Origin of the sequence: Nocardioides marmorisolisilvae (assembly GCF_003725775.1) — a bacterium.
GTDB classification, from domain to species: Bacteria; Actinomycetota; Actinomycetes; order Propionibacteriales; family Nocardioidaceae; genus Marmoricola; species Marmoricola marmorisolisilvae.
Genome location: NZ_RJSG01000001.1, coordinates 546,077 through 572,932 on the forward strand (window position 1 = coordinate 546,077; position 26,856 = coordinate 572,932).

25 protein-coding genes and 1 tRNA gene are annotated in these 26,856 nt (G+C 70.0%); 10 read left to right on the forward strand and 16 right to left on the reverse strand.

The window, feature by feature from the left end:
• Positions 1–76 precede the first annotated feature (76 nt).
• Both EFL95_RS02775 and EFL95_RS02780 read right to left on the reverse strand, forming a co-directional pair.
• Positions 77–700 carry a hypothetical protein gene (locus EFL95_RS02775; RefSeq protein ID WP_123232501.1) on the reverse strand — a complete coding sequence of 208 codons (624 nt, stop codon included), beginning with the start codon at positions 698–700 and terminating at the stop codon, positions 77–79.
• A 67-nt stretch (positions 701–767) separates the two neighbouring features.
• A complete protein-coding gene (locus EFL95_RS02780; RefSeq protein ID WP_123232502.1) occupies positions 768–1,736 on the reverse strand; it encodes a TerC family protein in 969 nt (322 codons plus the stop codon).
• A 281-nt stretch (positions 1,737–2,017) separates the two neighbouring features.
• Between EFL95_RS02780 and nhaA the strand changes: the two genes are divergently transcribed.
• Positions 2,018–3,229, forward strand: a complete 1,212-nt coding sequence (gene nhaA, locus EFL95_RS02785; RefSeq protein WP_123232503.1) for a Na+/H+ antiporter NhaA — start codon at positions 2,018–2,020, stop codon at positions 3,227–3,229.
• A gap of 77 nt (positions 3,230–3,306) precedes the next feature.
• Positions 3,307–3,699 carry a phage holin family protein gene (locus EFL95_RS02790; RefSeq protein ID WP_123232504.1) on the forward strand — a complete coding sequence of 131 codons (393 nt, stop codon included), beginning with the start codon at positions 3,307–3,309 and terminating at the stop codon, positions 3,697–3,699.
• Between the two features lie 107 nt (positions 3,700–3,806).
• Here EFL95_RS02790 and EFL95_RS02795 read toward each other — a convergent pair whose 3' ends face one another.
• Genes EFL95_RS02795 through nth form a run of 4 tightly spaced genes read right to left on the reverse strand, consistent with a single transcriptional unit; the run spans position 3,807 to position 6,913 of the window.
• Positions 3,807–4,976 carry a MarP family serine protease gene (locus tag EFL95_RS02795; protein WP_123232505.1) on the reverse strand — a complete coding sequence of 390 codons (1,170 nt, stop codon included), beginning with the start codon at positions 4,974–4,976 and terminating at the stop codon, positions 3,807–3,809.
• A 28-nt stretch (positions 4,977–5,004) separates the two neighbouring features.
• The gene (locus tag EFL95_RS02800) at positions 5,005–5,679 is read right to left on the reverse strand and encodes an NUDIX hydrolase (RefSeq protein ID WP_246004771.1); all 675 of its coding nucleotides are present in this window, start codon (positions 5,677–5,679) and stop codon (positions 5,005–5,007) included.
• The gene (locus EFL95_RS02805; RefSeq protein WP_183406987.1) at positions 5,676–6,182 is read right to left on the reverse strand and encodes a TlpA family protein disulfide reductase; all 507 of its coding nucleotides are present in this window, start codon (positions 6,180–6,182) and stop codon (positions 5,676–5,678) included. Before EFL95_RS02805 ends, EFL95_RS02800 begins: the two co-directional genes overlap by 4 nt.
• Positions 6,179–6,913, reverse strand: coding sequence for an endonuclease III (gene nth, locus EFL95_RS02810; protein WP_246004772.1), 735 nt, complete (start codon positions 6,911–6,913; stop codon positions 6,179–6,181). Before nth ends, EFL95_RS02805 begins: the two co-directional genes overlap by 4 nt.
• A 170-nt stretch (positions 6,914–7,083) precedes the next feature.
• Here nth and EFL95_RS02815 point away from each other — a divergent pair, with 170 nt between their 5' ends.
• The gene (locus EFL95_RS02815) at positions 7,084–7,761 is read left to right on the forward strand and encodes a Crp/Fnr family transcriptional regulator (protein ID WP_123232507.1); all 678 of its coding nucleotides are present in this window, start codon (positions 7,084–7,086) and stop codon (positions 7,759–7,761) included.
• Positions 7,762–7,823: 62 nt separating this feature from the next.
• On the opposite strand, the gene EFL95_RS02820 is transcribed toward EFL95_RS02815, so the two are convergent.
• The 5 genes from EFL95_RS02820 to EFL95_RS19325 form a co-directional block, all read right to left on the reverse strand.
• Positions 7,824–13,001, reverse strand: coding sequence for a beta strand repeat-containing protein (locus EFL95_RS02820; RefSeq protein WP_123232508.1), 5,178 nt, complete (start codon positions 12,999–13,001; stop codon positions 7,824–7,826).
• A gap of 131 nt (positions 13,002–13,132) precedes the next feature.
• A complete protein-coding gene (locus tag EFL95_RS02825) occupies positions 13,133–13,951 on the reverse strand; it encodes an MBL fold metallo-hydrolase (protein ID WP_342773175.1) in 819 nt (272 codons plus the stop codon).
• Positions 13,952–13,955: 4 nt separating this feature from the next.
• The gene (locus tag EFL95_RS02830; protein ID WP_123232509.1) at positions 13,956–14,834 is read right to left on the reverse strand and encodes an NUDIX hydrolase; all 879 of its coding nucleotides are present in this window, start codon (positions 14,832–14,834) and stop codon (positions 13,956–13,958) included.
• Positions 14,834–15,292, reverse strand: coding sequence for a RidA family protein (locus tag EFL95_RS02835; RefSeq protein ID WP_123232510.1), 459 nt, complete (start codon positions 15,290–15,292; stop codon positions 14,834–14,836). The genes EFL95_RS02830 and EFL95_RS02835 overlap by 1 nt, the downstream gene beginning before the upstream one ends.
• A gap of 2 nt (positions 15,293–15,294) precedes the next feature.
• Entirely contained in the window at positions 15,295–15,450 is a 156-nt protein-coding gene (locus EFL95_RS19325; RefSeq protein WP_183406989.1) for a hypothetical protein, read from the reverse strand.
• Positions 15,451–15,473: 23 nt separating this feature from the next.
• On the opposite strand from EFL95_RS19325, the gene EFL95_RS02840 reads away from it, so the two are divergent.
• Complete coding sequence (locus EFL95_RS02840) at positions 15,474–16,187, forward strand: alpha/beta hydrolase family protein (RefSeq protein WP_123232511.1); 714 nt, start codon at positions 15,474–15,476, stop codon at positions 16,185–16,187.
• Here the strand turns inward: EFL95_RS02840 and EFL95_RS02845 are convergent.
• Both EFL95_RS02845 and EFL95_RS02850 read right to left on the reverse strand, forming a co-directional pair.
• Positions 16,177–16,806, reverse strand: a complete 630-nt coding sequence (locus tag EFL95_RS02845) for a CoA transferase subunit B (RefSeq protein ID WP_123232512.1) — start codon at positions 16,804–16,806, stop codon at positions 16,177–16,179. The two genes, EFL95_RS02840 and EFL95_RS02845, sit on opposite strands and share 11 nt — an antisense overlap.
• Entirely contained in the window at positions 16,806–17,567 is a 762-nt protein-coding gene (locus EFL95_RS02850) for a CoA transferase subunit A (protein ID WP_123232513.1), read from the reverse strand. The genes EFL95_RS02845 and EFL95_RS02850 overlap by 1 nt, the downstream gene beginning before the upstream one ends.
• Before the next feature lie 130 nt (positions 17,568–17,697).
• Here EFL95_RS02850 and bagA point away from each other — a divergent pair, with 130 nt between their 5' ends.
• Together bagA and bagB are read left to right on the forward strand one after the other, a co-directional pair.
• Positions 17,698–18,699, forward strand: a complete 1,002-nt coding sequence (gene bagA, locus EFL95_RS02855) for an ATPase BagA (RefSeq protein WP_123232514.1) — start codon at positions 17,698–17,700, stop codon at positions 18,697–18,699.
• A complete protein-coding gene (bagB, locus tag EFL95_RS02860) occupies positions 18,696–19,913 on the forward strand; it encodes an ArsA family ATPase (RefSeq protein WP_123232515.1) in 1,218 nt (405 codons plus the stop codon). The genes bagA and bagB overlap by 4 nt, the downstream gene beginning before the upstream one ends.
• Here bagB and EFL95_RS02865 read toward each other — a convergent pair.
• Positions 19,905–20,204 carry a WhiB family transcriptional regulator gene (locus EFL95_RS02865; RefSeq protein ID WP_123232516.1) on the reverse strand — a complete coding sequence of 100 codons (300 nt, stop codon included), beginning with the start codon at positions 20,202–20,204 and terminating at the stop codon, positions 19,905–19,907. The genes bagB and EFL95_RS02865 overlap by 9 nt on opposite strands.
• A gap of 222 nt (positions 20,205–20,426) precedes the next feature.
• On the opposite strand from EFL95_RS02865, the gene EFL95_RS02870 reads away from it, so the two are divergent.
• On the forward strand, positions 20,427–22,835 hold the full coding sequence (locus tag EFL95_RS02870; RefSeq protein ID WP_123232517.1) for a penicillin-binding protein: 2,409 nt from the start codon (positions 20,427–20,429) through the stop codon (positions 22,833–22,835).
• 12 nt (positions 22,836–22,847) lie between these two features.
• On the opposite strand, the gene EFL95_RS02875 is transcribed toward EFL95_RS02870, so the two are convergent.
• Positions 22,848–23,306: a GatB/YqeY domain-containing protein gene (locus EFL95_RS02875; RefSeq protein WP_123232707.1), complete on the reverse strand. Its 459-nt coding sequence runs from the start codon at positions 23,304–23,306 to the stop codon at positions 22,848–22,850.
• A 26-nt stretch (positions 23,307–23,332) separates the two neighbouring features.
• Here EFL95_RS02875 and EFL95_RS02880 point away from each other — a divergent pair, with 26 nt between their 5' ends.
• From EFL95_RS02880 to EFL95_RS02890, 3 genes are all read left to right on the forward strand, one after another.
• Positions 23,333–24,271, forward strand: coding sequence for a metallophosphoesterase (locus EFL95_RS02880; protein WP_123232518.1), 939 nt, complete (start codon positions 23,333–23,335; stop codon positions 24,269–24,271).
• Between the two features lie 74 nt (positions 24,272–24,345).
• A tRNA-Pro gene (locus tag EFL95_RS02885) sits at positions 24,346–24,419 on the forward strand.
• 123 nt (positions 24,420–24,542) lie between these two features.
• A complete protein-coding gene (locus tag EFL95_RS02890; protein WP_123232519.1) occupies positions 24,543–25,760 on the forward strand; it encodes a hypothetical protein in 1,218 nt (405 codons plus the stop codon).
• A gap of 32 nt (positions 25,761–25,792) precedes the next feature.
• On the opposite strand, the gene EFL95_RS02895 is transcribed toward EFL95_RS02890, so the two are convergent.
• Complete coding sequence (locus EFL95_RS02895; protein WP_123232520.1) at positions 25,793–26,842, reverse strand: aspartate-semialdehyde dehydrogenase; 1,050 nt, start codon at positions 26,840–26,842, stop codon at positions 25,793–25,795.
• Between the last annotated feature and the right edge of the window lie 14 nt (positions 26,843–26,856).

Below are 26,856 nucleotides of genomic sequence, written 5' to 3' on the forward strand. Positions count from 1 at the left end.
GTCCTTCAGCGGAGCGCAGCGGAGCGGACGTCGACCGACGACAACGCAGCCAGGTGCGGTGAATCGCGGCGCTCAGTCAGCCCTGGCAGACCATCTGGCCATATGGGCCTTCGGTGCTGCGGTGCTCCGAGACGTGACCGTCGACCAGGATCGTGCAGGTGATCGGGAACCCGCGGGCACCGGCCTTGATGAAGACCTGCGCGTAGTCCGGGTCGCCGTACGCCGTGGTCGTCAGGCTCCACGAGGTGTTGGCGTTCTTCACGACGCCGTAGTTCTGGTGCAGGCTCGTCGGCACGATGTAGCCGATGGTGCCGATCGGGGCCTCCGAGGTCACCCGCAGGGTCAGGGTGTGCTTGGGCAGGTACTTGTAGATGCTGCCGCCCTGAAGGCCCGGCATGCTGATCGTCCCGGAGCCGAGGTTGCCCGAGGAGAAACCGTTGCCGAACTGCTTGAACGCGTTCTGCGCGGCCGCCTGGACCTGGGCCGCGGTGCTCGGGCTCGCGCTCGGCGAGGTCGTCGGCAGCTTCACCGGCGAGCGGGTCGGCAGGGTCGGCAGCGGGGCGCCGAAGTCGGCCGGCTCCTTGGAGGAGGGCTTGTCGCCGTGGCCAGCCAGCACGAACACGAGCATGAGCACGGCCAGAGCGACCACCCCGCCCAGGGCGGCAGTCAGCTTCGGTCGGGCACGCATCCAGTCGGTCATGGTGGGTTCAACGAGCGAGTCAACCAGGGGTTAGGGCGATTTGTCCTAAGTACTCCCGAGTCTCACATCACACCCGCCTCGAGGACAACAGGCTGGCCACGGTGGTGACCACGAGCGTCCCGACGATCACGGCCAGGGACAGCCAGATCGGGATGTCCGGCGCCCAGCCGACGTGGTGGCCGCCGTTGACGAAGGGCAGCTCGTTCTCGTGCAGCGCGTGCAGCACCAGCTTCACGCCGATGAAGGCGAGCAGGAAGGCCAGGCCGTAGGACAGGTACACCAGGCGCTGCAGCAGCCCGCCGATCAGGAAGTAGAGCTGGCGCAGGCCCATCAGCGCGAAGATGTTCGCGGTCAGCACCAGGTACGGCTCGTCGGTGAGGCCGTAGATGGCCGGGATCGAGTCGAGCGCGAAGAGCAGGTCGGTGGTGCCCAGCGCGAGGATCACGATGAACATCGGCGTGATCAGCCGCTTGCCGTTCTGCACCACGAACGCCTTGGTGCCGTGCCACTCCGAGGTCGCCGGCAGCCTGGTCTCGACCCACTTGATGAGCCGGTTCTCCTCGTACTCGTCGTCGTCGTTCGACCCCTCCTTGGCCAGCTTCACCGCGGTGTAGATCAGGAACAGGCCGAAGAGGTAGAAGACCCAGCTGAAGTTGTTGATCGCCGCGGCGCCGACCGCGATGAAGATGCCGCGCATCACCAGGGCCAGCACGATGCCGATCAGCAGGGCGGTCTGCTGGTAGGCCCTCGGTACGCCGAACTTGGCCATGATGATCAGGAAGATGAAGAGGTTGTCGACCGAGAGCGAGTACTCGGTCAGCCAGCCCGCGTAGAACTGGGTCCCGTACTCGTGCCCGGCGATGATCCAGACTCCCGCGCCGAAGAGCACCGCGAGGCCGATGAAGCCGACGAGCGACCAGGTGACCTCGCGCCGGCTCGGTTCCTTCGCACGCCGGCCGATCACCACGACGTCGAAGATGAGCAGGGCACTGGTCAGGCCGATGGTCAGCCACCAGACGAGCGGGGTCACGTGCATGGTTCCTCCGGACGACGAGACGGGACAGCGTCCGGAGGTCTCTTCCGCCCGGTCGGCTGCTGCCTGCTCGGACCGACGGGCCCGGGTTCACACCCGTGGGCGCTCACCGTGATGACGGGTCCGTCGCGAAGGAATACTCCCCTCCAACACCGCCATCCTCCCATCGGGACCCCGGCGCTGTCACACCGGCCCTCCGGGTGAGCGTCGGTAGGATCGGACGCAGGTGAGCCGGGAAGTCTGGTCGGCATCGATCCGCCCACCCCCGAGACCAGAGGCCGACGTTGAGCGCAGAGTCCAGCAGGTCCGACGACGGGCCGAGCACCTGGCCGCACGAGCACGACGAGTCCGAGCGCCGGTTCGTCGGTGACCTGCTGCGCTCGGAGACGGTCGGCGGGGTGATCGCCCTGCTCGCCGCGGCCGCGGCCGTGCTGTGGATCAACCTGGACGCGCACTCCTACACGTCGTTCCGGCACACCGACCTCGGCCCGCTCGATCTCGAGCACTGGGCTGCCGACGGCGCGCTGACGGTCTTCTTCTTCGTGGCCGGGCTCGAGCTCAAGCGCGAGTTCCTGCTCGGCTCCCTGCGCCGCCCGGCCGATGCCGCCGTGCCGGTCGTCGCGGCGGTCTGCGGCGTCGCGGTGCCGGCCGGCGTCTACCTGCTCGTCAACGGCCTGAGCTCGAAAGCATCGGCGGACCTGGGCGGCTGGGCGATCCCCGCGGCGACCGACATCGCCTTCGCCCTGGCGGTCCTGGCCGTGGTCGGATCGGCACTGCCGTCCTCGCTGCGGGCGTTCCTGCTGACCCTCGCGGTGGTCGACGACCTGGTCGTCATCGTGATCATCGCCCTCGTCTACACCGACTCCCTCGACCTGGCCGCGCTGACCGGCGCGGTGGCGGTGCTCGCGGCGTACTGGCTGTGCCAGCGGCAGCGGTTCACCAGCCCGGTGATCTACCTGCCGCTCGCCGTCGGCGCGTGGTGGCTGGTCCACGAGAGCGGCGTGCACGCGACCATCGCCGGCGTCGTCCTCGGCCTGCTCACCCGGACCCTGCCCGACGACGGCGAGGAGCACCCGCCTGCCGCGCGCCTGGAGCACCGGATCGCGCCGATCAGCTCAGCCCTCGCCGTGCCCTTCTTCGCGCTGATGAGTGCCGGGGTGGAGATCCACGGCGCCGGCGAGCTCGCCCGCCAGCCGGTCGTGATCGGGATCGTCGCCGGGCTCGTGCTCGGCAAGCCGGTCGGGATCCTGCTGGGCTCCTGGGCGGTCACCCGGTTCACCCGCGCCGAGCTCGACGCTGCCCTGTCGTGGCGCGACCTGGTCGGCTTGGCGGTGCTCGGCGGCGTCGGGTTCACGGTCTCGCTGCTGGTCAGCGACCTGTCGTTCGCCGGGACCCTCGCAGAGGAGGCCAAGACCGGCGTGCTGGTGGGCTCGGTGCTCACGGCGCTCCTCGGGGCAGCGCTGCTCGGACGCCGCAACCGGCACCACCGCGACTGAACCCTCCGGCGACCGATTCGCCTCCGGCGGTTATGGATATGGTGCACACCGAGACTCACGCACGAGAGGCAAGGCGCATGGCATACCAGGAGCCCGTCGAGGAAGAGCCGACCATCGGCAAGCTGGTCGTCGATGCCTTCGACGACGTCGGCACCCTGCTGCGCCACATGATCGAGCTGGCCAAGTCGGAGATGAAGGTCAGCGTCCGTGCCGGTGGCATGGCGATCGGCCTGTTCGGCGCGGCCGTGTTCCTACTGCTGATGTCGCTGGTGCTGGTGTCGTTCTCGGCCGCCTACTTCATCGTCATGGCGGGCCTCGACCCCGCGTGGGCGTTCCTGATCGTCTTCGGTGCCTACGTGGTGCTGGCGCTGGTCTGCGCGTTCGTCGGCTACCTCAAGATCCGCAAGGTCAAGGCCCCTCAGCGCACGATGGCCCAGGCCTCGGAGCTCCCGAAGGCGCTCAGCCACTGATCTCTGAGCGCACGTCACCGGGTTTCGACACGCTCGGTCCCGGCTTCGTTCCTCAGCCGGGCTCGCTGCTCAACCACCGACGATCAAGTCCGCTGACGCGTCCTTGATCAGGCGCACTTCCCGCTCGACACCTGCGTCGAGGCGGAGATGCCGCGGGCCGCTGCGCCCGAGACCTGGGCCGCGGTGAGCGCGTAACCGGTGTCCTTGTCGCTCACCGACGCCGCGAAGATGACACCGAGGACCTTGCCGTCCATCGACACCAGCGGGCCGCCGGAGTTGCCCGGGCGGACCAGGGCCCGCAGCGAGAACACGTCCCGGGTCACGGTGCCACGGCCGTAGATGTCGGGCGAGCGCAGCCGCTGCTGCGCGCGGATCCGGGCCGGCTGCGCGTCGAACGGTCCGTCGTTCGGGTACCCGAGCACGACGGACGCCTGCCGGGCCTTGCCGGTGTCGTCGAAGTGGATCACCGGTCCGTCGATGTCGACCGAGAGCACCGCGATGTCGGTCTTGGAGTTGTAGTAGACGACCGTGGCCGGCAGGTTCCGGGTGCCGACCCGGACCTTCGGGTCCCGGACGCCGGCCACGACGTGGGCGTTGGTCATCAGCCGGTGCGGCGAGTACAGGAACCCGCTGCCCTCGATGCCGTCTCCGCAGCTGTTGTTGCCGCGGACCTTGAACACGCTGAGCTCGGCGTGCTCGACCTCGGGGTCGTGCACCACGTTGCCCGGGGCCGGCGCGACGCCGATGATCCGCTCGGGCGCGAACGGCTCGAGGTAGCGCGGGAAGAAGCTGGACCCGACCACCCGGTCGAAGCCGCGCAGCAGGCCCTGGGCCTGGCTCGGCATCACGTCGTTGACCCGGGTCAGCACCTTCGAGTCCCGCACCAGGGGGCCGATGCCCGGGATCCGCGAACCGCTGACGGCCACACCGAGCATCCAGGTCACGGTGAGCACCGCGACCACCGAGAGCACCGAACCGCCGACGGCGTCGAGCGCGCGCACGGGTTGCCAGGTGATCTTGGCGCGCACCCGGCTGCCGGCGAACTGCAGGAACGCCTGGCCGAACGAGGCGCAGACCAGCACCACGAACAGCGCCGCGAGCGAGATCCCGACCGAGGGCGAGGCGTTGCCGAGCAGGTGCGGCGCGAGCCAGATGCCGACCAGACCGCCGAGCACCAGGCCCACCGTCGCGAAGGCGCCGGTGATGAAGCCCTGCCAGTAGCCGGAGAGCGCGTAGGCGAAGGTCACCAGCACCAGGCACCAGTCGAGGAGGTTCATGGTTCCTTTCGGAGGCCGGCTCGGAGGGTCAGTGGGTCTCATCCTGACGTACGCCGAGCATGTAGCCCGGCAACTCGCGGGTCACCGAGTCGTCCCACGGCCGGGTCAGCCCCACGTAGTCGAAGAGCTTGGTGATCAGTCCGGCCGTGAACCCCCAGAGCAGGACCTCGCGGTCGCCGTCGCTCATCAGGAAGCCGGGACTGCTGTAGCCGTTGGGGTGTCGCACCGTGACCCGGTTCGCCGGGTCGAGCAGCTCGGCGATCGGCGTCCGGTAGACGGCGTGCACCTCGGCCGGGTCGACGACACCGACCGGTCCGTTCTCCCGCCACCAGCCGAGCACCGGGGTGACCGCGAAGTTGCTCGGCGGCAGCCACAGCTCGGGCAACGTGGCCAGCACGTCGACCCACGCCGGGTCGAGACCGACCTCCTCCTGCGCCTCGCGCAGCGCGGCCGCGATCGGGGACGCGTCCGTCGGGTCCACCGACCCCCCGGGGAAGGAGACCTGGCCCGGGTGGGAGCGCATGTCGTGCGCGCGTTCGGTGAGCAGCAGGTCCGGCCCGTGCTCGCCCTCGCCGAACAGCATCAGCACCGCGCCCGGTCGGGCACCGGCGTCCTCGGGTGGCAGGAACTTGGTGATGTCCTCGCCGGTGATGGAGCGAGCCCCGTCGCGGATCGGCAGCATCCAGTCGGGCAGGTCGGTCACGGGCGGCTCACCCCCAGGTGCTTCTCCACCAGCGCCTCGAGCTGGCCGGCGGACTTGATCTCGACGTACTCCTGGTAGGCGATCCTGCCGTCCGCGTCGACCAGGACGATCTTCGGCAGGCCGATCGCGTGCAGCTCTCCGTCGGGGTCGGAGACCAGCGGGTAGGCGACCCGGGACCGGGTGGCCAACGCCTTCGCCCGGGCGTCGCTGGTCTCCTGGAAGTCGACGCCGAGGACGGCGACCTTGCCGGAGTAGGTGCGCGCGAACGCGGCGTACAGGGGCAGCTCGCGCTTGCACGGACCGCACCAGGACGCCCAGAGGTTCACCACTGCCGGGCCCTTGAACGAGCCGAGGTCCACGTCGGGCTGGCCGTCGAACCCGCGCAGCGTGATCGTCGGGAGCCGGGAGCTCTGGTCGGCGCCGGGCTTGTTCAGGTCCTTGCCGCACCCGGACAGCGTGGACGTCAGCAACAGCGCGACGAGCAGCACCGCGACTCGCCTCACGCGGGCCCCTGGGTCTTGACGAGCTTGGCCGCCTCGGCGGCATCGGTCGGGCCCTCCCCGAAGGACGGGCACCACTTCGCGACCGTGCAGGCGCCGCAGGCCGGCTTCTTGGCGTGGCAGACACGACGGCCGTGCCAGATCACGTGGTGGGAGAGCATCGTCCAGTCCCGCTTCGGGAAGATCTCCGCGATCGCGTACTCGGCCTTCACCGGGTCGGTCTCCTCGGTCCAGCCGAAGCGGCGGATGAGGCGCCCGAAGTGGGTGTCGACGGTGATGCCGGGGATGTCGAAGGCGTTGCCGAGCACGACGTTCGCGGTCTTGCGTCCTACTCCCGGCAGGGTCACCAGGTCGTCCAGCCGCGGCGGCACCTGGCCGTCGAAACGCTCGACCAGCGCCGCGGACAGCTTGAGGAGCGACTCAGTCTTGGCCCGGAAGAAACCGAGGGGGCCGACGATCCGCTCGAGGTCCTCGCGCGGCGCGGCCGCCATCGCCCGCGCGTCCGGGTACGCCGCGAACAGGGTGGGCCGGACCGCGTTCACGCGACGGTCGGTGGTCTGCGCGCTGAGCACCGTCACCACGAGCAGCTCGAAGGGGTTCTCGAAGTCCAGCTCGCACTTCGCGTCGGGGTAGGTCTCCCCGAGGACGCGGTCGATCTTGCGGGCACGGCGCACCAGCGCGGTGTCCGGCTTGGCAGGCCCCGACGACGGGGAGACGGTCGCGGTTCGGGGCACGCGAACAGCCTACGCAGCGGTGCCGACAACGCTCGGCCGAGGTCCCCGTGCGGCCGGTGAGCGTCCGCGCGGTGCGTGTCCCGTGACGAGACACGTGGTCATGGGACAGACTGTGACCTGCAACACTGGGGGGTGGCCCGAAAGGCGCCCTCGATTCGGAAGGAATGTCCGTGGAAAACGACGTGCTCCGTCAAGCACCGCTCTTCAGCGCACTCGACGACGACGCCGCACTGGCTCTCCGCTCGTCCATGGCTGAGGCCCGCCTCCGGCGGGGCGAGGTGCTGTTCCACGAGGGGGACTCGGGAGACAAGCTGTACCTGGTCACCGACGGCAAGGTGAAGCTCGGGCGGACCTCGGCCGACGGTCGCGAGAACCTGCTGGCCATCCTCGGCCCCGGCCAGATGTTCGGCGAGCTCTCCCTCTTCGACCCGGGCCCGCGCTCGGCGACCGTCACCGCGGTGACCGAGACGAGCCTGCTCACCCTCTCGCACGACGACCTGATCCGCTGGCTCGAGGGCCGGCCGACGGTCGCCCTCGGCATGCTGTCCCAGATCGCCGGCCGGCTGCGCAAGGCCAACGACGTGAACGCCGACCTGGTGTTCTCCGACGTCCCCGGCCGCGTCGCCAAGGCGCTGCTGGACCTTGCGGACCGGTTCGGCCGGACCGCCGACGACGGCGTGCACGTGCACCACGACCTGACCCAGGAGGAGCTGGCCCAGCTGGTCGGCGCCTCGCGCGAGACCGTGAACAAGGCGCTGGCCGACTTCGCGTCCCGCGGCTGGCTGCGGCTCGAGCCGCGGTCCGTGGTGATCATGGACGTGGAGCGGATGAAGCGCCGCGCCCGTTAGCCGAGCAACGACAACGAGGGGCCCCTGACCGTCGGTCAGGGGCCCCTCGTCGTTCCTGCCCCCTAGTCGAAGGTTCCGATCAGACCCGCCGTACCGCTCGACGGCAGCCAGGTCGCGTTCCCGGCGTAGGACGCCGACAGCTTGCCGTTCAGCGGCACCAGCAGTGCCTGCAGCACCGTCGGCGAGCAGGTCACGTGACCGGAGGCATCGGTCTTGCCCGAGCAGATCGTGGTGTTGTTCGACTTGAAGGTCACGGTCTGCCCGGAGATCCCCTGCGCCGGGAACCCACCGGTGAGCCGCGCCTCGTAGCCACCGATCTTGATGGTGATGTCGCCGCTCGAGGACTTCGAGAGCAGGATCGGCATCACGTTCAGGTACGTCACGCCCTTGACCACGGTGATCGACAGCACCTTGGTGGCGGTCTGCGCCGGGTGCAGCGAGTCGGTCGCCTTGACGGTGAAGAGGTACGTCCCGGGGTTGGCCGTGGTCGAGCCCGTGATCATGCCCGAGCTGCTCAGAGTCAGCCCGGCCGGCAGGCTGCCGACGGTCACCGCGTAGGTGTACGGCGGCTGACCACCCGAGGACGCCAGCGTCGCCGAGTACAGGTTCCGGTACGCCGCGTTCGGCAGCGAGGTCGTCGAGATCGACAGCGGCGGGACCACCTCGACGGTGATCACCTTCGTCGCGTCCGGGTCGACCCCGTTACTGGCCGTGACCGTGATCGAGTACGTGCCGATCTGGGCCGTGGTCGCCGTCCCCGAGATGGTCGCGTGGCCGCCCCCGTCGTCGTGGAAGGAGATCGAGGCCGGCAGCGTCCCGGTCTTGGTCAGCGCCGGGACCGGGTAGCCGTCCGCGCTCACGCCGTACGTCGTGCTGACGCCGGTGACGAACCGCAGCGTGCTCGCCGCCGTGATCTCCGGCGACTCGTTGACAGTGATCGCGATGCTCTTGGTCGCGTCGCTGCCGACACCGTTGTGCGCGGTGACGGTGGCGTTCGAGAGGCCGCCGGTGCCGTTGGCCGGCGTCCCGGTGATCTTCGCCTTCCCGGCCCCGGTGCTGGTCAGCGACAGACCGCTGGGCAGCACCGTCGAGGTGAGCGAGGGAACGGGGAAGCCGGACCCGACGAACTCACCGCTCGCGCCCGCGTCGCCGACCTTGAAGGTCGCGGTGCTCGGTCCGGTGAGGCCGGCGATCTCCTGGACCGTCAGCGTGAACGACGTGGTCGCGTCCGGCGGGGTGCCGTTGCTGTCCTTCACGGTCAGGTTGTAGACGCCTCCGGTGCCGGTCTGCGGCGTCCCGGAGTAGGTGCCCTGGCCGGCGACGCTGTCGTCGAACCCGACACCCAGCGGCAGCGTGCCCAGGCTGGAGAACGTGCCCAGCGGGTGACCCGAGGTCTGGGTGAACGTGGTCGTCCCCGGCTGACCGACCTGGTAGGTCGCACTGGCCGGACCGCCGATCACCGGGGCCTGGTGCACGGTGAGGGTCAGGTTCTTGGTGGCGTTGCCGGCCTCGTTGCTGGCGGTGACCACCACGTTGTAGACGCCACCGGTGCCGGCCGCCGGCGTCCCGGAGATCGTCAGGGTGCCGTCGCCGTTGTCCACGCCGGTCACACCGCTCGGCAGGCCCGAGGCCGAGAGCGTCGGCTGCGGGGAGCCGGTGCTGGTGTAGGTCAGCGGGGTACCGGCGTTGCCCACGGCGTAGTCCGCGGTACCCGGTCCGTCGACGGTCGGGGCGACCTGGACCTTCTCCACCGACCCGATGTCGCACTTGGCGCCCTGCGGCCGCGCGGTGCCGCGCTGGTCGAGCGCGCCCGCGCCGCACAGCGTGATCGCCGAACCGGTGATCGCGTCGTTGACCCCGGTCGCGGTAGCGGCCGGGATCTTGTCGAGCACCGGGCTGGCCGCGGTCGGCATCCGGGTCTGGGTCGGCCCGCCGTTGCCGAGCAGAGCCCCGAGCTGCGGGTCACCGGCCTGGTCGTGCTTCGCACCGCTGAAGCCACAGCTGGTGTCGCCCGACGGGTACTGGTTGTAGCCACCGTCCGCCGGGGTGCCGTTGTCCGCCGGGCTGGTGGTCCTGCGGAAGCAGGTCACGCCGGTGTTGCCGGCGAAGACGTTCGCCGACAGCGAGGTCGAGGCCCGGTCGAAGAGCACCAGGCCACCGACCGCGCCGGTGCCGGTCGCGGTGTTGCCGGTGATCGTCGAGTGGGTGATCGACAGCGGGCCGCCCTGGAAGATGGCGCCGGCCGTCGAGGAGTTGGTGTTGTTGGCGATGGTGCTGTTGCTGATCGACGTCTTGTTCGTGTCGTTGCTGCCGCTGGACGACGTCGTGATCGCCGAACCGCCGAAGGCGTCGTTGCCGGAGATCGTGCTGGAGTCGACCTTCAGCGAGGTGTTCACGTTGTCGTCCGACGAACCGCTGAAGATCGCGCCACCGAGTCCGGAGGTCCCGTCCGCGGTGTTCCCGGTCATGGTCGCGTTCTTCACGGTGACGTTGCCGGCCGAGAGCAGCGCGCCACCACCGGAGTTCGCACCGGTGGAGGTGTTGTCGGTGAAGTCGGTGCCGTCGAACGACGCGCTGGTCGACGCTCCGACGATCACGCCGCCGCCCGCGAAGGCGTTGTTGGCGTTGAACACTCCGTCGGTCGCGGTGAACGCACCACCGGCGGTCAGCACGCCACCACCGAAGGCCGCCGCCGAGTTCCCGTCGAAGGTCGCGTTCGTCAGGTTCGTGATGCCGCTGGTGTAGAGACCGCCGCCCGCGAAGCTGGCGTTGTTGTTCTTGACCGCGCTGTCCTTGATGGTCAGCGTCGCGGCGTTCAGGATGCCCGCGCCCGAGGCCGCGGTGTTGCCGGTGACCGAGGACCCGTTGCGGATGTCCAGGGTCGAGCCGGCGACCACGTACAGACCGCCACCGGTGGCGCTGGTGCCCGCGGTGTTGTTGGTGACGTCGGTGTTGTCGAGCACGATCGGGCTGGTGCCCGCGTAGATCGCGCCGCCGTTGCCGGCACTGGCGTGCGTCGCCTTGTTGTGGTCCAGGGTGCTGTCGGTCAGGGTCAGCTGGCCCGGGGTGTAGATCGCGCCGGCGGCGACCGCGATGTTGTTGGTCAGCGAAGAGCCGGTCAGCGTGATCTTGCCGCTGGTGCCACCGTTCACGGTGTTCGGGTAGGTCGCGATCGCACCGCCGATGACCGCGTTGTCGTTGCCGCCGACGGCGCCACCGTCGATGGTGCTGTTGGTCATGCTGAGCGTCGGGGTCGTCGCCGCCGCGAACGTCACCTGGAGGATCGCGCCGCCGTAGCCGGCGATCCCCGGGGACGCGTTGGTGTTCGCCTTGACCTTGTTGCCCGACATCGTGGCGTTCTTGATGGTCAGGCTCGCCACGTTGTAGATCGCGCCGGCGTTGCCGCCGTTGGTGGTGGTGCCGCCGTCCGCCGTGTTGTTGCTGACCGTGGTGCCGTCGATCGTGGTGGTGCCGAGCGAGTAGTAGGCGCCGGCGTTGACCGCGGTGTTGCCGGACAGGCTGCCGCCGGTGATCGAGGCAGTCCCGGTGGTGACGATCGCACCGCCCGTGGTCGCGCTGTTGTTGTCGATCGTCGAACCGGTGACGTTCAGCGCCCCGGACGTCGAGATCGCGCCGCCCTGGACACCGCCCGCGTTGCCGGTCAGGGTCGAGCCGGTCACCGTGGTGACGACCGGGGACAGCGCGGTGATCGCACCGCCCTGGGTGGTCGCGGTGTTGTTGGTGATCGAGGTCGTGCCGATGTTCAGGGCGGTCGCCGTGTTGTTCGCGTAGATCGCGGCACCCTGGGCGCTGGTGTTGGTCTTGATCGTTGCGCCGGTGATGGTGGTCGGCCCGGAGAACTCGTAGATGCCACCACCTGCAGTGGTGGCACTGTTGCCCGAGATCGTGGTGCCGTTGACGGACAGGCTGCCGGCCGTGATGATGCCGCCGCCGCCGTTCGTCGCCGCGTTGCCGCCGATGGTGCCGTTGGTGGTCGTGGAGCTACCGAGGTTGTAGAGGCCGGCCCCGTTGGTGGCACCGTTGTTGGTGATGGTGCTGGCGTTGAGGTTGAACGAGCCCGCCGCGGCGACGTACACGCCACCACCGAGGTTCGCGCCTGCGTTGCCGCCCTGGACGACCGAGCCGCTGTTCAGGTTGAGGGTGCCGCCGTTCACGTAGGCGCCGACACCGTTGCGGGTGGTCCCGTTGTTCTGCACGGTCACGCCCGAGAGCGTCGTCGTACCGGCGTTGACGTACAGGCCGCCACCGTCGGAGGTCAGACCACTGCCGCCGCTGTTCTGGATGGTGCCGCCGGTGACCGTCGTGGTCCCGGCGCTGTAGAGGCTGCCGCCGGTGCCGTTCGCCTGGGTCGTGGTGTTCGCGGTGAGGGTCACGCCGTTCAGGTTCGCCGTCGTGCTCGGGTTGACGTAGACGCCGCCGCCGGCCAGCGCCGCCTTGTTCCCGGAGATCTGGCTCAGGTTGCTGACCGTGAGCGAGCCGCCGTTCTGGAAGATGGCGCCGCCGACCGAGTTCGCGCCGGACATCGTGTTGTTGGAGATCTGGGAGTTGTTGATCGTGGTGGTGCCGACCGCCGCGATGCCGCCGCCCGCTCCACTCGCTGTCGCACTGGTGTTGGTGGTGACCGAGGAGTTGGTGACGTTAAGCGTGCTGGTGCCCCACGCGAGGATGCCGGCGCCGATCGGGCTGGTGTTGCCGGTGACGCTCACGTTGTTGAGGTTCACCGTCGCGGCAACGGGAGCGGCCGCGGTGCCGATCCGGATACCGCCGCCCCAGACGTTGCTGGTGGCGTTGTTCCCGCCGGTCACCGTCAGGTCGTTGAGCGAGACCGTGACCGCGCCGGTGACGGCGATGGTCGAGGTGTTCGCCTGGTTGGCGTTGGTGATCGTGGTGGTGCCCACTCCCGCACCGTTCACGACTGCGCCCTTGGTGCTGAAGATCGGGCGCTCGGTGTAGCTGCCCGCAGCCACGCTGATGATGTCGCCGTTGGCGAACGCCGGCTTGGCCAGCACGCCGGTGATCGTCGCGCAGGCGGTGCCGCTGGTGTTGCAGGCCGCCGCGTTGTTGCCGCCGGACGCAGCCGTCTTCACGAACCAGGTGGCCGCCGCATGGGCAGGCTCCGCCACGATCAGGAACCCGAGCGCGACCGCGACCGACGCGGTGAGGCTGAGCAGGCGACGGGAGGTGCGGCGACGAGGCCGAGCAGCACGGTGAGCAGACATGACGAACCCCAACTGCCAGGATGGGAGGGAGACCTGACGGTGGCGACGCTAAGCGGGTATGCGCCGATCCGGAACGCGTTGCCGCCTAAATGGTCAACATGGACTAGTCATTTTCGAAACCTTCGTAACCTTCAGCCGCGCAGGTACGCGAGCTGGGCCCGCACCGACAGCTCGGCAGCGCCCCACAGCACCGGGTCGACGTCGGTGTAGACGATCTCGACGACCCGACGAGGGAGCTCGTCCGCGGCGAGGCCCTCGGGGTGCGGCTGCGACTCGAGCTGCGCCAGCGCCGCACGCACCTGGTCGAGGCGTTCGCCGCGGTGCGCGATGTAGTAGTCCAGCGCTCCGAGCGCGTTCTCGATGACCGGCCCGTGGCCCGGCCAGATAGAGGCGATCTCGTGCTCGGCGGCCAGCGCGTGCAACCGGTCGAGGGAGTCCAGGTAGGCGCCGAGCTGGCCGTCCGGGTGGGCGACGACCGTGGTGCCCCGCCCGAGCACGGTGTCACCGGTGAGCACGGTCCGCTCGGCCGGCACCAGGAAGCAGAGCGAGTCGGCGGTGTGCCCGGGCGTCCCGATCACCCGCACCTCCAGACCGTCGACCTCGACGACGTCACCGTCACCGAGGCCTTCGGACCCGAGCCGGTACTCCGGGTCCAGGGCCCGTACGCCGCAGCCCCAGCGGGTCGCGAACTCCTTGGCGGCCTCGGAGTGGTCAAAGTGGTGGTGGGTGAGCAGCACGGTGCCGACCTCGCCGGCCCCCGACTCCTCCAGCGCAGCTTCGATCGCCGCGAGGTGCGACTCGTCCGGCGGACCCGGGTCGATGACCACCGAGCGCTTCGCGCCGGGCTCGCGCAGCACCCAGGTGTTGGTGCCGTCCAGGGTCATCATGTTCGCGTTCGGCGCGAGCACGCACCGACCGCGCTCGCCGAACGCACCGCCGGACCAGGTCACCGGATCAGGCCTGTCCCCAGCGCGCGTTCTTGGCCCGGGCCTCGAGCAGCGCGTCGGCCTGCGGCGGGCGGGTCAGCGTGAACTGCTCCCCCTCGGGCTCGACCGCCGGGCAGAACATCTCGATCCGGCGCTCCGACGCAGCGGCGATCACCGCTGCCGGGTCGGCGTACTGGGCCACGTCCAGGCTGGTGATGTACGTGGGCGGCAGCATCAGGATCTCCCGCTCCTCGGCCTGCTCCACGGCCCGGATCGCCGGCAGCCAGACGACGTGGTCGGACTCGGTGGAGACGTCACGGGTCTTCTGCCCCTCGGGCAGCTCGGCGACGAAGAACCAGGTGCGGTAGCGCTTGGGCTCGAAGATCGGCGTCAGCCAGCCGGCCCAGGCGCCGAGCAGGTCGGTGCGCAGCACCAGCCCGCGCTGGTTGAGGAAGTCGGTCATCGACAGCTCGCGCGCCTCGAGCGCGACCCGGTCGGCCTCCCAGTCCTCGCCCGTCGTGTCGGCGATCACCGAGTCGGCGGACTCGCCGGCCAGCAGGACGCCGGACTCCTCGAAGGTCTCGCGGACCGCGGCCGCAACCAGGGCGCGGGCCTGCGCCTCGTCGGTGCCGAGCCGCTCGGCCCACTCGGCCGGGCTCGGGCCGGCCCAGGCCACCGTGTGGTCGAAGTCGCGGGGGTCGACGCCACCGCCGGGGAAGACGCACATCCCGCCGGCGAACTCCATCGAGATCTGGCGACGCAGCAGGTAGAGCTCAGGTCCGTCGGACCCGGGACGGACCAGCACCACCGTGGCGGCGTCGCGCGGTTCGGCCGGGACCTTCGTGCCGTCGGCGAACTCGGCTGCTGCGTCGGCGAACTCCTTCGGCAGGCCCACGAGACCTGCCATCAGAACTCCACGATCAGCTCGACCTCGACCGGCGCGTCCAGCGGCAGCACCGGTACGCCGACCGCGGAACGCGCGTGCCGACCGGCGTCGCCGAAGACCTCGCCGAGCAGCTCGGAGACGCCGTTCGCGACCGCCGGCTGGCCGGTGAAGTCGGGCGTCGAGGCGACGAAGCAGACGACCTTGACCACGCGCTTGACCGCGGAGAGGTCGCCGAGCTCGGCGCGCACCGCGGCGAGCGCGTTCAGCCCGCACTGCTGGGCGCAGGCGACGGCCTCCTCGCTGGAGACCTCGCCGCCGACCTTGCCGGTGGCCATCAGCTGGCCCTCGCGCATCGGCAGCTGGCCGGAGGTGAAGACCAGGTTCCCGCTGCGGACCGCGGGGATGTAGGCGGCGACCGGCTTGGCCACCTCCGGGACGCTGAGTCCGAGCGCCGCCAGGCGCTCCTCCGGCGTGCTCACGATCAGGCCTCCTTCGGCCGCTTCAGGAACGCGATCAGCCCGCCCTGCTCGCTCTTCTCGATGTGCACGAGCTCGAAGCCCATCTCACCGAAGTTGTTCAGCATCAGGGTCTCGTTGTGGAGCGGAATCGGCGCCACCTGGTACTCCCACTGGGTCATGGAACTGACTCTAGTCTGGGCCGGTGACCGACCTGCTGCCCGATGCCGTGGTCCGCTACGGAGACCACGAGCTCGCCGTGATCGACCTGCACGTGCCGGTCGAGGCGAACGGCACGCTGGTGGTCCTGGTCCACGGCGGTTTCTGGAAACAGCAGTTCGACCGGACCCACACCCGGGAGCAGGCCCGCGCCCTGGCCGACGCCGGCTACCTGGTGGCGACCCCCGAGTACCGACGCGTCGGCGGAGGCGGCGGCTGGCCGACGACCGCGCTCGACGTGGAGGCCGCCGTCAACGCGCTGCCGGTGCTGATCGCCGGGCTCGGCCTCACCTTCGAGCGCGCCGCGCTGACCGGGCACTCGGCCGGCGGCCACCTGGTGACCTGGCTGCTGACGCGCGCGCTCGCCGTGGACTTCGACCGGGTGGTGCCGGTCGCCGGCGTGGTCGACCTGGTGCTCGCCGACGAGCGGCACCTGGGTTCTGACGCCGTGCTGCGATTCCTCGACGGCGCACCGGTCACCGAGGCCGACCCGATGACGTTGCTGACCGCTGCCCCGAACGCCGTGGTCCAGCTGCTGCACGGTGCCGACGACGACACCGTCCCGATCGAGCTGAGCCGGCGCTTCGTCGCCGCGCACCCCTGGGCCGAGCTCGTCGAGCTGCCGGGCGTCGGGCACTTCGAGTTCCTGGACCCGGCGGACCCGGCGTTCGACGCGCTGCTGGAGCTGCTCAGGCGATGATCGGTGGTTCAGTCTGCCGCCGTACGTCGTCCTCGGTGGCTCCGGGGGCGAGCTCGACCAGCTTCAGCCCGTCCTCGGTGATGTCGAGGACGCAGAGGTCGGTGATGATCCGCTCGACGACGCCGCGACCCGTGTAGGGCAGCGAGCACTCGTTGACGATCTTGTACTCGCCGTCCTTGGAGACGTGCTCCATCAGCACGATCACGCGCTTGGCGCCGTGGACCAGATCCATTGCGCCCCCCATCCCCTTGACCATCTTCCCGGGAATCATCCAGTTGGCGATGTCGCCACCGGCCGAGACCTGCATCGCGCCGAGGATCGCGGCATCGATCTTGCCGCCGCGGATCATCCCGAAGGACGTCGCGGAGTCGAAGTAGGAAGCACCGCGCCGGATCGTCACGGTCTCCTTGCCGGCGTTGATCAGGTCGGGATCCTCCTCACCCGCGTAGGGGTAGGGGCCGACGCCGAGGATTCCGTTCTCGGACTGGAGCACCAGCTCGACGTCGTCGCCGACGTAGTTCGGGACCAACGTCGGCAGACCGATGCCGAGGTTCACGTAGCTGCCGTCGGTCAGCTCCGAGGCTGCGCGGGCAGCCATCTCTTCCCTGGTCCAGGCCATCAGGCACGCTCCCGGGTGGTGACCTTCTCGATCCTCTTGTCCGCTGCCTGCTCGGGGGTCAGCGCGACCACGCGTTGCACGAAGACGCCCGGCGTGTGCACGTTGTTGGGGTCCAGCTCTCCCGGCTCGACCAGCTCCTCGACCTCGGCGATCGTCACCCGCCCGCACATCGCGGCCAGCGGATTGAAGTTGCGGGCCGAGTCCCGGTAGACGAGGTTCCCGTGCCGGTCGCCCTTCCATGCGCGAACCAGGCCGAAGTCGGCGACCAGAGCGGTCTCGAGGACGAACTCGCGCCCGTTGAACTCCCGGGTCTCCTTGGGAGGCGACGCCAGCGCGATCGAGCCGTCGGCGTGGTAGCGCCAGGGCAGCCCGCCCTCGGCGACCTGCGTCCCGCCACCGGCCGCCGTGAAGAAGGCCGCGATCCCCGAGCCGCCGGCCCGCATCCGCTCGGCGAGGGTGCCCTGCGGGTTGAGCTCGACCTCCAGCTCGCCGGAGAGGAACTGCCGCGCGAACTCCTTGTTCTCCCCGACGTAGGAGGACACCATCCGGCGCAGGCGACGGGCGAACAGGAGACGTCCCAGTCCCCACTCGTCGACCCCGCAGTTGTTCGAGATCGCCTCGAGGTCACCGACCCCGGACTCCAGCAGGGCCTCGATCAGCACGGACGGGATGCCGCAGAGCCCGAACCCTCCGACCGCCAGGGTGGCTCCGTCGGGGATGTCCGCGACGGCCTCCCCTGCGCTGGCCACGACCTTGTCCATGCTCCCGCTCCCGTCCCTCACCGGCTTGGTTAACGAACACTAACCAGCGCCTGTTGGTCCCGTCCACACGGTGACGATCCTCACGGTCTCGCTCGGCACGGCAGATCGCAAGTGCCCTAGGCTGCCCTCCATGGCAGAGGCGACGTCGGACTTCCCGTCCGTGCAGCTGCACATCGTCACGGGCAAGGGCGGGACCGGGAAGTCCACGGTGGCCGCGTCGCTCGCGCTGGCGCTGGCCTCCCGCGGCAAGACGGTGCTGCTGTGCGAGGTCGAGGGGCGCCAGGGCATCGCGCAGATGTTCGACGTCCCGCCGCTGCCCTACGAGGAGCGGCTGCTCGCGAAGGCGAGCGAGGCCGGCCACGGGGACGTCTACGCCCTGGCGATCGACGCCGAGTCCGCGCTGCTGGAGTACCTGGCGATGTACTACCGGCTCGGGCGCGCCGGCAAGGCGCTCGACCGGTTCGGCGTCATCGACTTCGCGACCACGATCGCGCCCGGAGTCCGCGACGTGCTGCTCACCGGCAAGGTCTACGAGGCCGCCCAGCGCAACTCGCGCAACAAGGGTGCCCGTACCTACGACGCGATCGTGCTGGACGCGCCCCCCACCGGCCGGATCACCCAGTTCCTCAACGTGAACTCCGAGCTCGCCGGACTCGCCAAGGTCGGTCCGATCAAGGGCCAGGCCGACACCGTCACGACGCTGCTGCGCTCGAAGCGGACGGCCGTCCACCTGGTCACCGTGCTCGAGGAGATGCCGGTGCAGGAGACCGCCGACGGCGTCGCGGAGCTGAAAGCGGCGAACCTCCCGGTCGGCGGTGTGATCGTGAACCTGGTCCGACCGCAGGACCTGGACGCGGACGCGCGGGCGCAGCTGCTCGACGGATCCGTCGACGAGAAGGGACTGGCCAAGGCGGTCGGTGCGGTCGGCCTGAAGGCACCGGCCACGCTGGTCAAGCAGCTGGTCGCCGAAGGGCGCGACCACGCCGAGCGGCGCCGGCTCGAGGACAGCCAGCGGACCATCGTGGAGAGCATCGGGGTGCCGACGTACGAGCTGCCGCAGCTGGCCGGAGGCGCGGACCTGCCCGGCCTCTCCGAGCTCGCGTCCGCGCTGTGCGAGCAGGGTCTGGCATGAGCGCCCGCAACCCGACGGCACGGTTCTCGCCGATGACCTCGACCCCCGGCCCGGTCCCGTCGCTGGACATCGACGCCCTGATCGACGACCCGAAGCAGCGGATCATCGTCTGCTGCGGCTCGGGTGGTGTCGGCAAGACCACCACGTCCGCGGCGATCGCGCTACGTGCCGCCGAGCGCGGCCGCAAGGTCGTGGTGCTCACCATCGACCCGGCCCGACGGCTCGCCCAGTCGATGGGCATCGAGGCCCTGGACAACACCCCGCGGCCGGTCCCGGGGGTGGTTTCGACAGGCTCAACCAGCACGGGCTCGACCAGCACGGGCTCGCTGGACGCGATGATGCTCGACATGAAGCGCACCTTCGACGAGGTGGTGGAGAGTCAGGCCAGCCCGGAGAAGGCGCAGCAGATCCTCAACAACCCCTTCTACATCGCGGTCTCCAGCTCGTTCGCGGGCACCCAGGAGTACATGGCGATGGAGAAGCTCGGCCAGCTCGACAAGGACGCCCGCGCCTCAGGTCGCTGGGACCTGATCGTGGTCGACACCCCGCCCTCGCGCAGCGCGCTCGACTTCCTGGACGCACCGGAGCGGCTCTCGAGCTTCCTCGACGGGCGCTTCATGAAGCTGCTGCTGGCACCGGCGCGCGGTCCGGCCAAGCTGATGACCGCCGGGTTCGGCCTGGTCACCAAGGCCGTGACGACGATCATCGGCGGCCAGGTCCTCAACGACATGCAGGCGTTCGTGTCCGCCTTCGACACCTTGTTCGGCGGTTTCCGGCAGCGCGCGCAGCGCACCTTCGAGCTGCTCCAGGCACCGGGCACGTCGTTCCTGGTGGTGGCGGCACCGGAGCCGGACGCGCTGCGCGAGGCGGCGTACTTCGTCGAGCGGCTCAGCGCCGAGAAGATGCCACTGGCCGGCCTCGTGGTGAACCGGGCGAGCAGCGACCCCGGGGGAACACTGACGGCGGCGGCCGCGCTGTCCGGCTACGAGAACCTGCGCGACGAGACCGACCCGGTCACCCGGATGGCTGCCGGCCTGCTGAGGCTGCACGCCGACCGCAAGCTCATCGTCGAGCGCGAGTCCCGGCTGCGCAGCCGGTTCGCGACGGCGCACCCCGGAGTGCGGACAGCGGTGCTGCCCGCACTACCGAGCGACGTCCACGACCTCGACGGGCTCCGTCGGATCGGGGACCTGCTCGCTACCGCGTCAGGCTGACGCGGTCTCGACGGCCTCGAGGTGTGCTTCCTTGGCAGCAGCCAGGAGCGCACGCCACGAGGTGACGTTGGGACGCTTGCGCAGCACGGCACGGCGCTCGCGCTCCGTCATGCCACCCCAGACGCCCCACTCGATGCGATTGTCGAGCGCCTCGGCGAGGCACTCGGCCCGTACCGGGCACGCCGCGCAGACGACCTTGGCCTTGTGCTGTTCGGCCCCACGCACGAACAACTCATCCGGCCGGGACTTCTGACACGTCGCGGCCGCAGCCCACTCTTCGTTCCAAGACATTGAAACCCCCATTGAGAAGCGTGGTCTCTGGTCTTCTAGACCAGTCCCCCCACATATCGAAACTTAAGGTTCTCGGTCCGTTTTGGAACAGGCCCAAATGTGCCGAATCGGCCTGGCCCAAATGGACTACCGGTACTAGTCCCCCCGGGACCCCTCGGGACCGTCCGACAGGCGATCGTCGCTGGTCAGGGCCGCTTCCACCGACGATCTAGACTGGCCGGCATGCCCGCCCGCCACCCCTCCCAGCTGACGTTCCGCGACGTGACCTCGCACCTCGGTGTGATCGTCGCGCTGTCCGCGCTGATGGGTCTGCTGGTGGCCGGGCTGGCGATCCCGTTCGCCGGCGCGCTCGGGCTCGGCGCGAAGTCGTTGTCCGGGACGGTGAAGAACCTGCCCGAGGAGCTGAAGGCCGCACCGCTGGCCCAGCGGACCCGGGTGCTCGACGTCCACGGCAACACCATCGCCACCTTCTACGACCAGAACCGGGTCAACGTCCCGCTCAACGAGGTCGCGCCGATCATGCAGAAGGCGATCGTCGCGATCGAGGACTACCGCTTCTACAAGCACGGCGCCATCGACCTCAAGGGCACCCTGCGCGCGCTGCTGACCAACCAGGCGAACGGCAGCGTCACCCAGGGTGGTTCCTCGATCACCCAGCAGATGGTCAAGATGACGCTGCTCAACCAGGCCACCACCAACGAGGAGCGCAAGGCCGCGACCGACGACACCTACCAGCGCAAGATCAAGGAGCTGCGCTATGCGATCGGTGTCGAGCGGAAGTACTCCAAGGACTGGATCCTCGAGCGGTACCTCAACATCGCCTACTTCGGTGACGGCGCGTACGGCGTGCAGTCGGCGGCCCGGCACTACTTCGGTGTCGACGCCAAGGACCTGACGCTGCGGCAGGCCGCGACCCTGGCCGGTCTGGTGAAGAACCCGGTCGGCTACGACCCGACCAACTACCCCGACATCGCCCGCGAGCGCCGCAACACCGTGCTGAACCGGATGGCGCAGCTGAAGATCATCGCCCAAAAGACCGCGGACCAGTGGACCGCGAGCAAGCTGGCCCTGCACGTCACCCCGACCCGCAACGGCTGCCTCGGTTCGGACGCGCCGTTCTTCTGCGACTACGTGCGCCGCTACCTGCTCCAGGACCCGAGCCTGGGCCAGACGGTCGCCGAACGGCAGACGCTGCTGAACTCCGGCGGTCTGACCATCAAGACCAGCTTGGACATGCGGTTCCAGAAGGCCGCCGACAAGGCGACCCGGCACGCGGTGAAGGCGACCGACAAGGCGATCGGCGCGCTGGCCATGGTCGAACCCGGCACCGGCAACGTGCGCGCGATCAGCCAGTCGCGTCCGATGGGCCGCAACAGCAAGAAGGGTCAGACCTTCCTCAACTACATCGTGGACAGCAAGTACGGCGACTCCAACGGCTTCCAGGCCGGATCGACCTTCAAGCTGTTCGTGCTCTCCAGCGCGCTGGAGCAGGGCCTGCCCACGACGACCAGCTTCAACTCGCCCAACTCGCTGAGCATCCCGAGCAACGAGTTCGAGGACTGCGACGGGCCCTATCCGAGCTTCCAGGCCTGGAACGTCCACAACTCCACGGGCTCCGGTTACTTCAACATGTACCGCGGCATGCAGAACTCGGTGAACACCTACTTCGCCCAGCTCGAGAAGAAGACCGGCCTGTGCAAGCCGTACGCGCTGGCGCGGGCCATGGGCGTCAGCCTGACCGACCCGGCCCACGAGCGGGTGCCCTCGTTCACGCTCGGGGTCGCCGACGTCAGCCCGCTGGAGATGGCCGGCGCCTACGCGACCGTCGCCGCTCGCGGCAAGCACTGCGACGCCCGCCCGGTGACGAAGATCCTGAACGCCGCCGGCAAGACCTTCAAGGCCTACCCGCCGAAGTGCAAGCAGGTCATGAAGCAGGCAACGGCGGACACCGTGAACGACATCCTGCGCGGCGTGATGCAGCGCGGCGGCTTCGGTGCCGGCCTGGCGCTGGACAAGCCCTCGGCCGGCAAGACCGGTACGACGTCCTTCAACAAGGCGGTCTGGTTCGACGGCTACACCCCGGCCCTGGCCACCGCGTCGATGGTCGCGGGCGCCAACCAGCAGGGTCAGCCGATCTCCCTGAACGGCCAGGTCATCGGGGGCCGCTTCGTCGCCTCCGCCCACGGCTCGACGACCGCAGGCCCGATGTGGGCCGAGGCGATGCGCGCGATCCAGGACGACCTGCCGGACGAGGACTTCACCAAGCCGGAGAAGACCTACACCGTCACGACCCAGGGCAACCTGCCGAGCGTCATCGGCATGACCGTGCAGGCCGCCACCGCGACGCTGAAGGCCGCCGGCTTCAAGGTGACCGTGGCCGGGGCCGTCTACTCCAACGACGTCGCCAAGGGCCTGGTCGCGCTCTCCAGCCCGGCCGCCGGTTCGGACGTCCCCGACGGCAGCCTGGTCACCCTGTACATCTCAGCCGGACCCGCGAAGGGAGGGGGCGAAGGCACCGGCGGGGGTGGCGGAACCGGCGGAGGCGGCGGACCTGGAGGCGGCACGACTCCGCCCGGGCCGGGGCAACCGACGGCGACCCCGACGCGACGCCACGGCCACGGGCACGGCTGACCGGAGCGCGCGCTACCCGAGCTGGCTGCGCACCTCGGCGGCGACCACGCCGCCGTCGGCACGACCCTTGATCTTCGGCGTGAGCACGCCCATCACCTGACCCATCGCACGCATGCCCTGCTCGGCAGCACCCGTCTCCGCGATCGCGTCCGCGACCAGGGCCCGGATCTCGTCGGCGGACAGCTGCTCGGGGAGGTACGCGGCGATCACCGCGGCCTCGGCACGCTCCTTGTCGGCCTGCTCGGTCCGCCCGGCGTCGTCGAAGGCCTCCGCGGCCTCGCGGCGCTTCTTGCCCTCGCTGGTGAGCACCCCCAAGACGTCCTCGTCCGAGAGCTCGCGCGCCTCCTTGCCGGCAACCTCCGCGTTGGTCACCGCCGTCAGCACCATCCGCAGCGTCGAGGAGGTCACCTCGTCACGCGCCTTCATCGCGGTGGTGAGGTCTGCCCGGAGTCGGTCCTTCAATGCGCTCATGAACGCCATTGTGGCAGCCTTGCGAGGTGGCCCCCTCCTCGGTTTTCCGATCGACGCCCGCCAAGGTCCTCGGCCTCGGCGCGCTCGCCGGTGCTGCCTGCCTGGGGTACGCCGCGGGCATCGAGGTCCGCAACTTCACCGTCCGCCACCTCGAGGTCCCGTGCCTCCAGCCCGGTGCCGATCCGATCCGGGTGCTGCACGTCAGCGACCTGCACGTCACCCCGAACCAGCAGAGCAAGCTGCGCTGGATCGCGTCGCTGGCCGCGCTCGAGCCCGACCTGGTCGTGAACACCGGCGACAACCTCGCGCACCTCGACTCCGTCGGGCCGCTGCTGGACGCCTTCGGCCCGCTGCTCGACGTACCGGGCGTGTTCGTGCTGGGCTCGAACGACTACTTCGCGCCGAAGGCGCGCAACCCGCTCTGGTACCTGATGCCGGACGACGGGAAGCGCAACACCTCCACCCCGCAGCTGCGCTGGAAGGAGCTCAAGCTCGAGCTCTCCCAGGGCTGGCTGGACCTGACGAACACCACCGGGAGCGTCGAGGTGAACGGGAGCACGATCGCCTTCGCCGGGGTCGACGACCCGCACCTGGAGTACGACGACCTGGCCGAGGTCGCCGGGCCGGCGCCGGCCTGGGCCGACCTGCGGATGGGCGTCGCGCACGCGCCGTACCTGCGCGTCCTCGACCAGTTCGCTGCCGACGGCTACGACCTGACCTTGGCCGGACACACCCACGGAGGCCAGGTCTGCCTGCCGTTCAAGGGCGCGATCGTGACCAACTGCGACCTCGAACCGGCGCGCGCGAAGGGCCTGCACCGGCACCCGGCGGACTCCCGTCCGGGCGACCCGGGGTCGTCCTGGCTGCACGTCTCGGCCGGCGCCGGGACCTCGCCCTACGCCCAGTTCCGGTTCTTCTGCCGCCCGGAGGCGAGCCTGCTCACGCTGGTGCCCAGCAGCCGCTGAACCGGCCGCTGATCCGAAGGGTGGCCCGATTTCGTCCGGCCCGGACCCTTTGGCTAGACTCGCCCAGGCTGCAGCGGGCTGTGGCGCAGTTTGGTAGCGCGCTTCGTTCGGGACGAAGAGGCCGCAGGTTCAAATCCTGTCAGCCCGACAGTGGATGTCAGCAGACATCGGAACGGCTCGGATCCGCACGGATCCGGGCCGTTCGTCATTCCCCGCACGAACCGGGGCGAACCTCGCTCGTGAACAGGTGGTCTAGTGGCAGAATCCGGGCATGCCCACTGAGCAGGACAACAGCGGCAACGAACCGAACCTCGAGCTGCCGAACCTGAGCCTCGGTTTCGGGCGCAAGCGTCGCAAGGACGCCAAGGCGTCCGACGAGACTCCGGCCGCGGAGGCTCCCGTCGAGGAGCCCGCTGCCGAACCTGCCCCGGAACCGGCTGCCGAGCCGGCCTCCGAGGCTCCTGCTCCGTCGGCGGCGCCGGCACGTCCCGCAGCGCGACCGGCCGCTCCCGCTGCTCCGGCCCGCGTCCCGGGCGCTGCTGCCCCGGCACGGCCTGCGGCCCGCCCGGCCGCACGTCCCGCAGCGCGTCCGGCCGGTTCGCCGCCCCCGCCGCCCCCAGCTCCCGCGCCGGCCGCCCCGGCGCCCGCGGCCGCTGAGCCCGCCCCGGTCGTCGAGGCACCCGCGGAGGTCGAGGCGGCGGCGCCGCCTCCGCCGCCCCCGCCGCCGGCCCCCGAGCCGGTCGTCGAGGAGCCCGAGGTCGAGGCGCCCAAGGACCCGATCACGATCGCGGCCGAGGCCGCCGGAGCGGTCGACGAGGCGCCGACGGAGTCGACCACCTTCATCGAGACGACCACCGACGACGAACCGTCGGGAGAGATCGACCTCGGCGACATCGCGACGGTCCCGCCGTCCCGTCGGGCCCAGGCGCTCGCGCGTCGTGAGGCAGCGCAGCAGTCCAAGGCCGAGAAGGCCGCGAACCGGGCCGCTTCGCGCTCCGGCAAGGAGAAGCAGGCCCCGGCCGACAAGCTGGTCGCGCGCTTCCCGGGGATCCACCCGGCCTGGGCCGCCATCATCACCGGCGCCATCGCGGGTCTGATCTGCGTGCTGCTCGCCAAGGGCGCCAGCGCCGGGTGCGAGGCGATCCGGGACAACAGCAGCTGCGGCGGCGGGCTCGGCCTGCTCGCCCTCGTCGCGATCCTCGCGATCGAGGTGCTCATCGGCGCGAACCTGCTCAAGGCCTGGAAGGTCTCCGACCCGTTCAGCACCAGCTTCCTCGGCGTCGGCCTGGTGGCCATGGTCGCGATGCTGTTCTTCCTCGACGTCATCGACAAGGCGTCGATGGTCGCGGTGATCCCGGCGATCACGGCCGTCTCGTTCCTGCTGTCCTGGTGGGTGACCGTCAGGTTCGTGGAGGAGTCCGAGGACTACGACGACGAAGAGGACGAAGACGCTGACGAGTCCGTCGAGGAGTCGGCGGACCGGTCCTGAGGTTTCGAGGCAGGCGCTAGCGCGCCTGCACCTCAACCAGCGAGGCGGGCGGCGATCAGCTCCGCGATCTGCACGGTGTTCAGCGCGGCACCCTTGCGCAGGTTGTCGTTGCTGATGAACAGCGCGAGCCCGCGGTCGTCCGGGACACCCGGGTCGGTCCGCAGACGACCGACGTAGGACGGGTCCTGGCCGGCGGCCTGCAGCGGGTTCGGGATGTCGCTGAGCTCGACGCCCGGGGCGTCGGCGAGCAGCTCGCGGGCACGCTCCGGCGTCATCGGCCGGGCGAACTCGACGTTGATCGCCAGCGAGTGCCCGGTGAAGACCGGCACCCGCACGCAGATGCCGGAGACCAGCAGGTCCGGGATGCCCAGGATCTTGCGGGACTCGTTGCGGAGCTTCTGCTCCTCGTCGGTCTCGTTCAGGCCGTCGTCCACGATCGAGCCGGCCAGCGGCACCACGTTGTAGGCGATGGTCCGCTCGTACTTGTTCGGTGCCGGGAAGTCGATCGCGGCGCCGTCGTACGCGAGCTCACGGGCCTTGTCGCCCGCGGACTCGACCTGGCTGGCCAGCTCCTCGACTCCGGCGACGCCGGAGCCGGAGACGGCCTGGTAGGTCGAGGCGATCAACCGGACCAGGCCGGCCTCGTCGTGCAGCGGCTTGAGCACCGGCATCGCGGCCATCGTGGTGCAGTTCGGGTTCGCGATGATGCCCTTCCGGGCCGCGATGACGCCCTCGGCGTCCTGCGGGTTCACCTCGGAGACGACCAGCGGGATGGCCGGGTCCTTGCGGAACGCCGAGGAGTTGTCGACCACGATCACACCCGCGTCGGCCCACTGCTCGGCGATCGCACGAGAGGTGGTGGCGCCGGCGGAGAACAGGGCGATGTCCAGCCCGCTCGGGTCCGCGGTCATCGCGTCCTCGACGGTGATCTCCCGGTCGCCGAACGGCAGCACGGTGCCGGCCGAGCGAGCCGAGGCGAAGAACCGCACGTTGTCCGCCGGGAAGTTCCGCTCGAGGAGGATCTGCCGCATGGCGACGCCGACCTGACCGGTCGCGCCGACGATTCCGATGTTCACGCCCATGTTCTTTCCTTTCC

Bases quoted from the DNA above. Each gene is read 5' to 3' on its own strand.
- EFL95_RS02875 (WP_123232707.1), bottom strand. From the start codon at position 23,306: ATGAGCGCATTGAAGGACCGACTCCGGGCAGACCTCACCACCGCGATG.
- EFL95_RS02870 (WP_123232517.1), top strand. From the start codon at position 20,427: ATGCCCGCCCGCCACCCCTCCCAGCTGACGTTCCGCGACGTGACCTCG.
- EFL95_RS19325 (WP_183406989.1), bottom strand. From the start codon at position 15,450: ATGACCCAGTGGGAGTACCAGGTGGCGCCGATTCCGCTCCACAACGAG.
- bagB (WP_123232515.1), top strand. From the start codon at position 18,696: ATGAGCGCCCGCAACCCGACGGCACGGTTCTCGCCGATGACCTCGACC.
- bagA (WP_123232514.1), top strand. From the start codon at position 17,698: ATGGCAGAGGCGACGTCGGACTTCCCGTCCGTGCAGCTGCACATCGTC.
- EFL95_RS02795 (WP_123232505.1), bottom strand. From the start codon at position 4,976: ATGAACCTCCTCGACTGGTGCCTGGTGCTGGTGACCTTCGCCTACGCG.
- EFL95_RS02830 (WP_123232509.1), bottom strand. From the start codon at position 14,834: ATGGCAGGTCTCGTGGGCCTGCCGAAGGAGTTCGCCGACGCAGCAGCC.
- EFL95_RS02780 (WP_123232502.1), bottom strand. From the start codon at position 1,736: ATGCACGTGACCCCGCTCGTCTGGTGGCTGACCATCGGCCTGACCAGT.
- EFL95_RS02845 (WP_123232512.1), bottom strand. From the start codon at position 16,806: ATGGCCTGGACCAGGGAAGAGATGGCTGCCCGCGCAGCCTCGGAGCTG.
- EFL95_RS02890 (WP_123232519.1), top strand. From the start codon at position 24,543: ATGCCCACTGAGCAGGACAACAGCGGCAACGAACCGAACCTCGAGCTG.
- EFL95_RS02820 (WP_123232508.1), bottom strand. From the start codon at position 13,001: ATGTCTGCTCACCGTGCTGCTCGGCCTCGTCGCCGCACCTCCCGTCGC.
- EFL95_RS02790 (WP_123232504.1), top strand. From the start codon at position 3,307: ATGGCATACCAGGAGCCCGTCGAGGAAGAGCCGACCATCGGCAAGCTG.
- EFL95_RS02775 (WP_123232501.1), bottom strand. From the start codon at position 700: ATGACCGACTGGATGCGTGCCCGACCGAAGCTGACTGCCGCCCTGGGC.
- EFL95_RS02895 (WP_123232520.1), bottom strand. From the start codon at position 26,842: ATGGGCGTGAACATCGGAATCGTCGGCGCGACCGGTCAGGTCGGCGTC.
- EFL95_RS02865 (WP_123232516.1), bottom strand. From the start codon at position 20,204: ATGTCTTGGAACGAAGAGTGGGCTGCGGCCGCGACGTGTCAGAAGTCC.
- EFL95_RS02850 (WP_123232513.1), bottom strand. From the start codon at position 17,567: ATGGACAAGGTCGTGGCCAGCGCAGGGGAGGCCGTCGCGGACATCCCC.